Source organism: Arthrobacter sp. 2RAF6, assembly GCF_052115205.1.
GTDB lineage: Bacteria > Actinomycetota > Actinomycetes > Actinomycetales > Micrococcaceae > Arthrobacter.
This window is the reverse complement of the sequence record NZ_JBFRGF010000148.1, coordinates 1-339: the sequence shown is the minus strand read 5'-3', so window position 1 is coordinate 339 and position 339 is coordinate 1. Positions and strand designations below refer to the sequence as shown.

Genomic DNA, 339 nt, shown 5'->3' with positions numbered 1-339 from the left:
CCAGGTGGGTACGTGGACGCCGTTGGTGACGGAGGTGATGGGGATTTCGGAGTGGTCGAAGCCTGGCCAGAGCCCGGAGAACATCTCGCGGGAGACCACGCCGTGGAGTTTGGCCACGCCGTTGGCCCGCTGCGCCAGGCGCAGCCCCATGACGGCCATGTTGAAGACCGCGGGGTTGCCGCCCTCGTAGTTTTCCCGGCCCAGTTCCAGGACCTTCTCCACCGGCACGTCCGGGGCCAGGCCGGCGTCGAAGAAGTGCCTGATCTGCACGGCCTCGAAACGGTCGATGCCGGCCGGCACCGGGGTGTGGGTGGTGAACACCGTGGACGCCCGTCCCGC

The 339-nt window shown here is 68.7% G+C and carries 1 pseudogene; it reads right to left on the bottom strand.

What is annotated here, in order from left to right:
* Positions 1 to 339: pseudogene (locus tag AB4Z38_RS25895) on the bottom strand (DUF3417 domain-containing protein); the annotation flags it as partial.